Annotated in this window: 12 protein-coding genes; 7 read left to right on the top strand and 5 right to left on the bottom strand. The window is 44.7% G+C overall.

Features of this window, described 5'->3' with window-relative positions; translation table 11 throughout:
- Positions 1-147 precede the first annotated feature (147 nt).
- On the top strand, positions 148-372 hold the full coding sequence (locus tag BM030_RS15900) for a CDGSH iron-sulfur domain-containing protein (RefSeq protein WP_079716080.1): 225 nt from the start codon (positions 148-150) through the stop codon (positions 370-372).
- 81 nt (positions 373-453) lie between these two features.
- Here the strand turns inward: BM030_RS15900 and BM030_RS15895 are convergent, their stop codons facing one another.
- The 4 genes from BM030_RS15895 to BM030_RS20355 form a co-directional block, all read right to left on the bottom strand.
- Positions 454-1,269, bottom strand: coding sequence for a helix-turn-helix domain-containing protein (locus BM030_RS15895; RefSeq protein WP_090974592.1), 816 nt, complete (start codon positions 1,267-1,269; stop codon positions 454-456).
- A gap of 20 nt (positions 1,270-1,289) precedes the next feature.
- Positions 1,290-2,186, bottom strand: coding sequence for an SDR family NAD(P)-dependent oxidoreductase (locus BM030_RS15890; RefSeq protein WP_211657630.1), 897 nt, complete (start codon positions 2,184-2,186; stop codon positions 1,290-1,292).
- Between the two features lie 135 nt (positions 2,187-2,321).
- On the bottom strand, positions 2,322-5,066 hold the full coding sequence (locus tag BM030_RS15885; RefSeq protein ID WP_317615119.1) for a tetratricopeptide repeat protein: 2,745 nt from the start codon (positions 5,064-5,066) through the stop codon (positions 2,322-2,324).
- A gap of 120 nt (positions 5,067-5,186) precedes the next feature.
- The gene (locus BM030_RS20355) at positions 5,187-5,309 is read right to left on the bottom strand and encodes a hypothetical protein (protein WP_262987348.1); all 123 of its coding nucleotides are present in this window, start codon (positions 5,307-5,309) and stop codon (positions 5,187-5,189) included.
- A gap of 433 nt (positions 5,310-5,742) precedes the next feature.
- On the opposite strand from BM030_RS20355, the gene BM030_RS15880 reads away from it, so the two are divergent.
- From BM030_RS15880 to BM030_RS15865, 3 genes are all read left to right on the top strand, one after another.
- Entirely contained in the window at positions 5,743-6,384 is a 642-nt protein-coding gene (locus BM030_RS15880; protein ID WP_090974591.1) for a DNA alkylation repair protein, read from the top strand.
- Between the two features lie 189 nt (positions 6,385-6,573).
- Positions 6,574-7,164 carry a TetR/AcrR family transcriptional regulator gene (locus BM030_RS15875; protein WP_090974632.1) on the top strand — a complete coding sequence of 197 codons (591 nt, stop codon included), beginning with the start codon at positions 6,574-6,576 and terminating at the stop codon, positions 7,162-7,164.
- Positions 7,165-7,720: 556 nt separating this feature from the next.
- Positions 7,721-8,056 carry a DUF3817 domain-containing protein gene (locus tag BM030_RS15865; protein ID WP_090974590.1) on the top strand — a complete coding sequence of 112 codons (336 nt, stop codon included), beginning with the start codon at positions 7,721-7,723 and terminating at the stop codon, positions 8,054-8,056.
- Positions 8,057-8,122: 66 nt separating this feature from the next.
- On the opposite strand, the gene BM030_RS15860 is transcribed toward BM030_RS15865, so the two are convergent.
- Entirely contained in the window at positions 8,123-8,677 is a 555-nt protein-coding gene (locus tag BM030_RS15860) for an AAA family ATPase (RefSeq protein ID WP_090974589.1), read from the bottom strand.
- Positions 8,678-9,050: 373 nt separating this feature from the next.
- On the opposite strand from BM030_RS15860, the gene BM030_RS15855 reads away from it, so the two are divergent.
- Genes BM030_RS15855 through BM030_RS15845 form a run of 3 tightly spaced genes read left to right on the top strand, consistent with a single transcriptional unit; the run spans position 9,051 to position 11,151 of the window.
- Positions 9,051-9,506 (top strand): DUF2269 family protein, encoded by a 456-nt coding sequence (locus BM030_RS15855; protein ID WP_090974588.1) that lies wholly within the window; start codon positions 9,051-9,053, stop codon positions 9,504-9,506.
- Between the two features lie 16 nt (positions 9,507-9,522).
- On the top strand, positions 9,523-10,548 hold the full coding sequence (locus tag BM030_RS15850; protein ID WP_090974587.1) for an SDR family oxidoreductase: 1,026 nt from the start codon (positions 9,523-9,525) through the stop codon (positions 10,546-10,548).
- Complete coding sequence (locus BM030_RS15845; RefSeq protein WP_090974586.1) at positions 10,549-11,151, top strand: Crp/Fnr family transcriptional regulator; 603 nt, start codon at positions 10,549-10,551, stop codon at positions 11,149-11,151.
- Positions 11,152-11,228 lie beyond the last annotated feature (77 nt).

Below are 11,228 nucleotides of genomic sequence, written 5' to 3'. Positions count from 1 at the left end.
CTGCATTGGATAAGCGGATAAAGACAGTTACTAAAAACAAGGCCCCGGAACGGGGAAATGGGGGGCTATACAGTATAATGTTTCTAAACTATAAGTAGATGTCTATTGATCATTTGTATACGCTATTTTTGACAGCAAAAAAATGAAATGGCTAAGACTAAACTAACTATTAACAACAACGGATCGGTGAGAATTGAAGGCGATTTTGAAATCGTGGACAGAAATGGTAAAGCCTATGGCTTACAAGGGAGAACGGTACTTTCTATTTGCCGTTGCGGGCTTTCAAAAAACAAGCCTTTTTGCGATGGTTCACATAACGGTCACTTCGAACATGAGGCCATAGCTTTCGATTTGCCTCCAAAAAAGGCCTAATTCACCACTATCTTAACGCCCTCCGGCTACACCGGCCGGAGCTGTGCCCCGTTAGGGAAAGCAAATCTGCGGTGAAGAACGTCATACCCTGTTATACCTCGTTGGCGACGCCCCGAACCGACGTTTAAACGCATTCGAAAAGTGATGCAGGCTTTCAAAGCCCAGGTTCACGTAGATTTCCGAAGGCTTCTTTCCCTGTTGTTCAAGCTGACGGCGTGCTTCCTCCAGACGTCTTTCCTGCAGCCACTGCCTTGGAGGCACGCCGAATGCTTTGTGGAAGTCGCGTTTAAAGCTGGAAATGCTCCGGCCTGTCAACCGGGCGAATTTCTCCAGTGGAACATTAAAGTGAAAATGCTGGAACATGAAACTCTCCAGATCAATTTTATACGGCTCGGAGAAGTCAAACAGAAAGTACTTCAGATCTGGGAGCGTATCCAGCAAAAGCTCCACGGCTTCCCGGATTTTCAGTCTACCCAACCGGCGTGCTGCGGCTGCCTTCGGGTTATTGGCATAGGGTATGATCGATTTGAAGAAGCCCTTCAGGAACTCATTCTGGGGTATAAATATATTGGGGGGTCCTTTGTATTTCTGCGTGATTTCCACCTGATGCTCCAGCGCGTATTTTCTCAGCGTATCGCCGTTCAGCAAGATCAGTATCGTTTGGTACGCTCCGTCTTCACCTGGTATTTTGGTGGCTTTGGCCAACTGGTTTTTCCGGATGAGCAGCATGTCTCCGGCCTGGGTCAGGAGTTTCTCGCCGGACGTTTCAAACATCAACTGTCCGGAAATCTGCAGTACCAGCAGGCTTTCGGGGATGAGACCGTCCCGTATTCGCTCTTTTTCTGTATTGAGCGAATAGACCATGCGGCCGGGTACTATCTCGGTAGAATACTTCATCAGGATAAAGATACGGGATATTATTGTTCGGACAAGCCGACCATCTTGGCACTCGCCCGCCATAGCCAATCCCTTGTCTCGTCGCGCTGGGCGAGCTGCGAAGGGTCGGGAAATGTAACCTTTCCTCTAACCAATGAAGCATACACCCGCCCCTCGGGCAACCGGATTTCTCCAGACGCCAGGTTTGCTAATACACCGCCGGCACGTTCGGGCGTACCGACGAAAAACGGAGGTTTGAACAGGCTCACCACGCGCGACAGCGGGCGGAGCACCAAGGGCAGCAATATTCGCATGAAGCGGGAAGGCTTGCCGGTCAGCGATGTGCCACCGGTTAGACCGGGGTTGTAGGCGATAACGCTGATACCTCTCCCCTCCATCGTGCTGATTGCAGCAAAAGAACGGGCCGTCAACAGGTTGCACAGCTTGGATGCGGCATACGCGCGCATGCCCCATTCCTTTTTTTGAGGGTTGGCGAGCCCGTGTGGGTCTAGCGTCTTGGGCGCGAACGGGATGAGCGCGGGGTCATGCGTGTCGCTGGTGGTGAAGACGATGACGCCGTTAGCGGTCATGTGGGGCCAGAGCAACCTTGCAAGCAGGTAATGTGACAGGTGGTTGACGGCAAACATCAATTCAAAACCGTCTGCGCTCTGCTGTTGGTTGTCTTTTGCTTGTACCGCTGCGTTGAGCACCAGCACGTCAATCGTAGTGTCTCCGAGCCGCTTTTTCACGCTATCCGCAAAGGATCGGACGCTTTCCAGCGAGGTGAGGTCCAACGGAAAAACTTCTGTCCCTTCCGGTACAATGCGTCCGCGTCCGCGCGCGCCGACGATAATTCTTGTACCGGGCTGTTGCGCAAGCCGCTGAACGGCCTCCTTGCCAATACCGGATGTTGCGCCTGTCATAACGATTGTTTTCATGATACAAAGATGTGGCAAAAAACAATCGGCTAATTTGCCTGTAAGGCTCGATCTGTTTGCCTGTATGGCTCATTTAAGTAATGAAACCAAAGCGACTATTGACGCGACAACAAATCACAGCCGAAAAAATTCCCCCTACTTTTTGTTCAATTTCTGTAAACGCTCTTTCGCCGAAGGAATGACATCATCATCTTCTTCATAATTTTCAATCACGCTTTCCAGTGTGCTCTTCGCTTGGAGCTTCTCGCCTTTGCCCGCATAGGCATCCGCAAGCAGGATGAAGCTCTTGGCCACCCAATAGTCATGTGACCCCATGTTGTTGATCACATCAAAGGCCGTTTCCTGGGCTTTATCATATTCCTTGTCTTCATACTGCAGTTGCCCCAGGCGGTACCGTGCCTCTGCGCCGACTACCGTTTGGCTTTTCAGCGCCGCCAGATTCAGCTCCTTCATGGCGGGCTCCACTTTCCCTTCTCGCAGCATGGCCCGCGCACTGTACAAGTGTGCCTTGGCAATGTCCTCCTCGGATGACCGCTCGTAATTCTTGATCAACTTCGCATATTTGGCCACCTGATCCAAGTCGCCGATTTCGAAATAACAAATCATCAGGTTAGTTACCGCGTAGGCATAGTTGTCTTTGTATTCTGAAGTGAGTTCCAGTTTTTTGAGGTGTACGATGGCCTCGTTGTATTCCTCCAAGCTCAGGTATAGCGCCGCCACCGTCAGCAAGGTGTTCTCCGTATACTGGCTCGTCCAGTCGTTCAGGATAATGTTCAGGTCGTGCAGCGCTTCCTTTGGGTGCCCGGCTCGGTACAAACTCACCCCACGGATATAACGGGCATGCTTTTCCTGTATGGGTTTCGGGAATTTATCAAAATACGCATTGACCGCTTCCACAGCGGGTCCATATTCTCCCCTGGCAAACAAGGAATAGGCCGCCTGGAAAGCCAGGTTATCCTGCTCTGCAGTACTCAGCTCACCGAGATTGGTGCTGGTCGCGTAATTAATATAACTCGAAGCATCCCCCTGATCCAGGTAAATGTTTTCAATGGAACGCATCGCTTGCCGTGCCTCATCGGTTGTGGCATGTTCCTCCACCACCTTCTGGAAGGTGGCTTTTGCCGCTTCGGTATCATCTTTATTGTACTGGACAAGCCCAATGGTCATTAATGCCCGGGGAACATAACTGCTGCGGGGGTACTGTTCGATCATCTGCTGCAGCCCCTCAATGGCGGTATCGTAATCTCCCATAGTGAAATATGTGTACGGGACCTCAAAGGCCACGTCATCCGCATAGTTTGAACCAGGGAATTGCTCAACAACGGACCGCAGGGTGCTGAGCTTGGCTTCCTTGTCGCCCTGCAATCCCTGGATAATACCGCGCTGAAACAAGGCATAGTCTTGGTTGGCGGCCCCGCTGTTGATCAGCTGGTCATAGTATTGGTTGGCTCGGCCGTAATCGCGCATGGACAAATACGAATCACCTAAACGTGCGATGACGTCATGACGTACATTTTCCGCTATCAAACTTCCCTCGCTAGCCAAAAAGCGTTCAAAATAATCGGCCGCCACGCTAAAGCTGTTGTTGCGGAAGGCCGCATAAGCCAGGGCATAGTTCGCATAACTGTATACATCGGTGTTTCGCGCGGCAGGCAACTGGAGGAACCGGGAAAAGTTTTCCACCGCCTCTTTGTACTTGCGCACTTCATACATCGCCTCCGCTTTCCAATAAGTGGCCAACGCCGCCATTTCCGCATCGATCGGGAATTTTTCCGATCGCATGAACATGGATATGCTGTTTTCGAAAGCACGCTCGTTATAAAACTCCAATCCGCGATAATACGTAACCTTTTGATAGGCCATATCGGCTTCCCGCCCCTTGTTGCTGAACGATTCCAGCATATTTACCGCTGCGTGAAAATTGCTCGTGCCCAACAAGATTTCAGCCAACAGTGTTTCCGGATTCTCTGTGTCGCTGGCATCCGGATTATTATCCCTATATTTCTGAGCGATATATTCCTGGGCGACTTTCAGGGCCATCTGGGCGGAATCCAATTCATATAAGATTTTCGCATAATTAAACAGTCCATCCGCTTTCAATGCCTGATCGAAATCTAGTCTGGACGCTTTAACAAACGCATTCCGTGCGCGCTGCTTATCGCCGGTTTCCAAGGCAATATGGCCTAAAGCGATTATCGAGCTCTGATAAAAAGCATCCGAAGCCGCCAGCTTCTCCAGAATAGCGGTGGCTCTTTCGTATTCGCCTGCCTGGTAGGCCAGGAAACCAATCCGGTAGTTATCGATATTGCTGCGTGAAGCGTCCGGATGCCGCTCCAGCAACCTACCGTAATAGGCTTGTTTGAATGTGTTCTTTGAAAAATAAGTGGCGGCGGCGATCTGGCGCAGCTCAATCTCAAGCCCTTCCCGGTCGATACGCATATCGGGGCTCCGGCGGATCTTTACGGCATCGGCCAGCATCGGCCGGTAATCACGTACGACATCGACGGACTCCAAAAGCGTCGGTTGCCTTTCGTCCCGTTGCTCACTGGGTTGTCGCTTCTCTTCCTGCTGTTGCTCCTCTTCCTGCGCATACCCCATGACCAGCACGGCTGAAAAGACACCCGTAAGCAGGTATTTCAGGGGGGAGGTCATAATCTTCAAAACAAAATCAACCGGAACAGACGCGGGAGATGCGGTTTTTAAATTCGCTTCGTATGCCATACGTTCCTCTTTTCTTAGTTTTACCACTTCCGGTGTCTTGAAGATGAGTTGAAAAACCCGTTTGTCCAAGAAGACCGGAATCTTGTCAAGGGTGCTCATGTGCTTCAACAGGTACATCCACTTGTCCTTCTCGTTCTGCATATCCTCACTCGTTTTCACAAATTAGGTAATTCCAAAATTTAAACTCCTATTTATACTAAAATAATTTGCCTGAAGTCCTTTCCATCAGTGCAATATCATGAGAGTACCTATGTTGCTTATCAACATCCATGCTAAACTTTAGAATGCCGATAAGGTAAACCCTCTGGTCAGCGGCAGCCGTTTGATTTGTTGCCTTTTCGCCGCGTATTCATTGGGCGCATATTCCAGCTCGGCAATGTGCTTTCGTCTTGAAATCGTCATTAAGAAATTCAACCAGACGATACTTCAATACGGAAAACTATTGGTCATTTGGTGCCTTATCTCTCCGACCTGCCCCCTGAAGACGGCAGCATCAGGATTAGAAATTCAGGGATTAAATCACTAATTTTAAACGGAATCAACGGCCTTGTGCTTTAAGCGCAAGACAAAGATATTTTTTGAGATTTGGGCTGAGGATAGTGGCAAATTGAAAATTGGGACGGATTAGTAAACTGATGAATTACTTCGACGAAATCAACAATAGTACGCGATTCTTTATAGAGAAAATCGTTGAGCTGCCCGGTAACAAGATATCCCCGTAGCTGCCGGAAAAACGCTCCGCGGACGCCCCGGTATCTGCGTATCTGCAAACGGGTTTGTATGGTAAAGTAAAACGTGTCTTGTTTGTCTTGAATAAATAAACCGAAAGATTGATATGAAACGCTCTTCAAAAGCAGAAACCATCCTGGGACAAATCAACCCTAAAACTAAGCTGGGTGACTTACGGAAAATTGCTAAGGATGTCAAAAAGGATCACGAACTGGCTATGGAACTCTGGTCATCCGGGGAACTCTTGCCCAGGCTATTGGCCGTCTTAATTATGGACAATAAGCTTCTTTCACAAGATTTGATTAATAAGCTCAGCAAGGACATGCAGGATCATCCATTTGATGAGCGAAATCAACTAATGGACTGGTTGATGGCAAACCAACTATCGAAAGACAAGAAAACGATAGCGCTGATGGAATCGTGGAAGAACAGTCCTTCTTCACTTCAGCGACGAATTTTTTGGTATTACCAGGCCCGTTTGCGTTGGCTGGGGCAAACCCCTCCTCCAAATACTGAAGAATTGCTATCGGCCATTGAAAAACAAATAGAAAACGAAAAACCTGAAGTACAATGGGCTATGAATTTCACCGCAGGCTGGATTGGAGTTTTTGATAAAAAGTATCGAGCACGCTGTATTGAAGTTGGCGAGAAAACGGGGCTGTATAAAGGTGAAATGGTGTCAAAGGGATGTACTCCCGATTATTTGCCCGAGTTCATTGCGATCGAAAGCAACAAAAGAAATTTATAATGACATCCGCATGAACGACAACCAAAGTCATTTGACGAGTGGGTTGCTGAAAACATTAACCATTTCCGTAAACAAGAATAACGGCAGCTGTTATTTTTCCGAAGCGCTTTATCATGCCTCGATAAAATGAAGGCAAGTAACAGTCCGCCATTTTTTTTGTTCTTTTGCAAAATACCGAGCAGTATCTTTATGAAAAAGGCTGAGGCAACGCGACTGACAATTCTGCAAAAAGCGTTTGAACTGATTTACGTTAACGGTTATCAAACGACAAGCATTGACGACATTATTGCCACGACACAAGTAACAAAAGGTGCGTTTTATTACCATTTCAAGACAAAAGACGAAATGGGGCTCGCCATCATCAACGAAATTCTGAAACCGATACTTACAAGCAGTTTTATTGAACCATTGCAAAGCGAACAAAATCCGTTAGATGGCATTTACAATTTAATGTATGACCTACTGATGAAAAATGAGTTTTTGAAAGTTGAGTATGGTTGCCCTGCCTCAAACTTTACGCAAGAAATGACACCTTGGAACGCTGACTTTAACAACGCCTTGAACGAATTGACTAAACAATGGACAAAGGTAATGACTGCAAGTATTGAAAGGGGAAAGAAAAACGGATTTGTCCGGCAAGACGTAAACGCAAAACAAGTAACGACATTTGTAATGTCGGGCTATTGGGGCATACGAAATTTTGGGAAATTAGAAAACAGCAGAAAGGCCTATCTCCCCTGGTTGAAACAACTTAAAAACTACCTGAACACGTTGAAATAATTTTTTTATTCAAAAACATACCAATTAGTATGTTTTATCTTACCTTTGTCGCAAGACACAAAAACATAACACGAAACTCAACGGAAATTATGTATTCAACGTTATTAGTCTCCCACTCTTTAATTCGTTGGCTTGTTTTAGCTTTTCTGTTGTATTCCATTTATAGAGCATTTGTTGGTTATATCAACAACAAAACTTTCTCCAAAACAGACAACGCGTTCCGACACTGGACTGCAACCATTACGCACATCCAGCTAATGATTGGAATAATAGTTTATACGCAAAGTCCGATTGTAAAGTACTTTTGGAAAGAAACCGAAATCGGCTTACAAAATCTGGACTTAACTTTCTATGGTGTAATACACATTTTCTTAATGCTGACAGCCATTGTGATATTGACAATCGGATCCGCATTGGCGAAACGAAAACCCACAGACAAAGAGAAATTCAAGACAATGTTAGTTTGGTTTTCCATCGCACTAATCATCATTTTCATTGCAATTCCCTGGACATTTTCGCCTTTATCAAGCCGACCAAATTTCAGAACATTTTAACTATGAAAAAGTATTTCACAACAACAATCGGGCGTTTACGACTTCTTGCATTTTTAGAGGGCATTTCACTACTTGCTTTGGTTTTCGTAGCCGTTCCGCTGAAATATTACTTTGACAATCCTTCAATGTCCAAATCTCTTGGACCGATTCACGGTGCGTTGTTCCTCTTGTTTGTCTTCAACGCTTTGCATGTAGGCATAGAACAACAATGGAAATTTAAAGAAACAACTTGGAAGGTTCTTGTTGCGTGCTTCATTCCGTTTGGGACATTTTACATTGACTACAAAATTCTTCGCAACGCGGACCGTAGCGGATGGAACGATATTGCAAACCGGTAATGGAATACCGCTAACAAACGTTAAAGGCACTCGCTATACCGGCTTATCTTCTTCCTGTATTGATTTTTAACGACGTTGATTGATTGTGTCAACGATAAACTGTTGCCGTATTGACACTGAACCCTTAGGTACTTCTATCACTTGGTAATCATACAGCAGATAGGTTTCTTTCATCTTCTCAAAGGTAAATACGGCCTCTTTCCACGATTGCCTGCGTTCGGTATCCGTCTCGTATATTTCCGCCCAAGGGGGTAGCATAAAGACCTTTTTGTTGTATCTGCATTTGCCGACGATTTCAATCACATCTTTTGATAAGGAAATATTTTCCATGCGCATGTAACATACAGCATCCAAAATCCCACGGTCAAAAAACACAGGCGGTAGAAAACCGTTACTGCTAATTTTTTCAAAGGTCTTTACGGAAGCATCCAACATCAATTGAGCATAAGCAATCTTGTTTTTCCACGGCAATCCGTTACCGCCGATAGCCATCTGCTCTTTTATAATTCTTCTGGCTTCTTCCTCAATCGTTAGATAGCCTGTTTGTGCAAGCTTATTTAATAGCGTTGTCTTTCCAACACCCGGACCCCCGGTGATTACGTAAAAGTTATTTTTTTTCACGTCTATACCTATTGTTTAAACGGCCTATGCAAATACTACGAAATACGGCTATTGGATGCCATCTGGCACCGATTCAAGTATCCGTTTTCTTAGTGCCGAAATTTACTGATATCGCTAGAATTTTAAAATGCAAGAGAAGCCTTAAGAGGTTTAGCTGATGCGCTTTTATTGCAAACAGTTACAGGTTTTTCAGTATATGAATTTGCTTTCAACGGGACCAGCGAGGCAAGGCTTGTCACTTCCCCGCGTAAAAGTAAACTATTTCAGACAACTGTTCAGACTTATAGCCAACGGACAGAGAAAATTCATTTTTTACCAATTGTTAATTGCGATACGCTCGATGTTTTTGTCCTTTGCAAAAAAGCATTAAACAATGGACAAAATTCTTATTCTATTACACCTATTTGCCGTGATTGTTTTCTTAGGCAACATTATTACTGAGATCCGCTGGCTGCATAAAGCCTCGAAAACAGGCAACAAAGAAACCATTCGCTTTGCCATTACCGAAATCATAAAAGGCGACAAGGTTTTTACGCTTCCGTGCGTGTTCGTCATTACCGCAACAGGAAGTTTTGTTTACAATCAATTTCCTATACTGGAAAACCGTTGGCTTCTCTTTGCATTAACTGCATACATCATTTCGGGCATTGTTTATACACTTAGAGTTGCACCACTACAGAAAAAAATTGCCCAACTTGTTGCTGACAATTCAGCAACCCTTTCAAGCGATTACAAAAGGGCATATACTTCGTGGAATTTTTGGGGGTTGATTGCACTGTTGACAGCCGCAATGTCATTGATTTTTACAACAATTAAATTTCCCCTATAACAAAATTACAGACAATATGAGAAAGAAAGTTCTATTGACAGGCGTAACAGGCTTTTTGGGTTCGCATACCGCTATTCAACTGTTGAATAAAGGCTATGACGTTGTTGGAACCGTGCGGAGCAAAGACAGAATAATCTCCATTCGGGAAATTATTGCAAAATACACCGAAAACATCGATAACCTGACTTTTGCGGAAGCGGATCTGAACAATAGCAATGTTTGGTTTGAATTGACCAAAACCATTGATTATATACAACACATTGCATCGCCATTTCCGAGAGAATTGCCCAAAGACGAAAACGATTTGATTATCCCTGCGAAACAGGGAACGTTAAACATACTGAGAGCGGCAAGTGCCAATAATGTAAAGCGTGTAGTTATGGTATCTTCCATTGCAGCTGCTGTTTACGGAAAAACTAAAACCGAACTAAACAATGTTTTTAATGAAAACGACTGGACAGACGAAACTAATAAGAACGATACTACTCCGTATTTTAGAAGCAAGGTTATTGCCGAAAAAGCTGCGTGGGAATTTATGAAGCGAGACAATTCCAATTTGCAGTTGACAACAGTATTACCCGGCGCTATTTTAGGAACTGTTTTAGAAAAAGATTTTGGTACATCTGCTAATACGGTTATTAAAATTTTAGACGGCAGTTCACCCGCATTGCCAAAGATCGGATTTGACATCGTGGACGTTCGTTCCGTTGCCGACTTACTGATTAAAGCAATGGAACTGCCTCAGGCCGCAGGCAACCGATACATTGCTTCCGCAGGATACATGACTTTTAAAGAAATCGCCCAAATATTGAAACAAGAATATCCTCACAGAAAAATACCAACCAAAGAGTTGCCCAATTTTGCCACTCGATTATTTTCTATCTTTGAACCGTCATTGAAACCCATCTTGCTTGAATTGGGCGTGAAAAGGCTAACCGAAAATACCAAAGCGCGAAGGGACTTGTTTTGGCAACCTATTTCGCCGCAGGAAGCGGTAATCGCATGTGCAAAAAGTGTCTTTGAAAACGGAATCGTGAAGTAAATGGAAAAATTAAAATCAGCATTGGAATTTGGCGGTATCCTTTCCAAACAGGATATTGACTATGTTGCTTCGCATTACAAAAACAGAAGCTTAAAGGCAGGCGAACACTTTCAGGAATTTCATAAAATAGCTAATGAAATTGCATTTGTGGAAAGTGGGATTTTAAGAGTGTACGCAGTAGACGACAATGGAAATGACGTAACCAAATATTTTATCAGGAAAAATCAGTTTTTTGTGGATTTGGAAAGTTATTATACAGCCAAACCTGCAACAGACTCTTTTCAGGCAATAGTCAATTCGGTACTTTATACCATTCATAAATCAGCTATTGAAAAACTAAGCGATGAAATCCCCAACTTATACATTTTCATCAAAAGCGTTACCGAAGCTGCCTTGCTGAACAAAATCAAAGACAACGACTTTTTAAATTTCGGGGACGCTAAAACAAAGTATCTTGAATTTGTAAAACGTTATCCCACATTGGCACAACAAGTACCGCAACATTACATTGCTTCGTATCTGAAGATTACACCACAATCGTTAAGCCGTATCAGAAAAGAGCTTGTAGAAAAGAGCCATGGAAATGGCCGATCAAAACCGTGAAGGAATTCCCAGAGAACTAACGGATATAGAGGGATTACTGAATTGAAAGATACAAGAATCCGCCGCAACGGGATAAG

The organism is Parapedobacter composti (assembly GCF_900112315.1).
GTDB lineage: Bacteria > Bacteroidota > Bacteroidia > Sphingobacteriales > Sphingobacteriaceae > Parapedobacter > Parapedobacter composti.
Note: the sequence above shows the minus strand (reverse complement) of the source record. Positions and strands in the feature narration are given on the sequence as shown.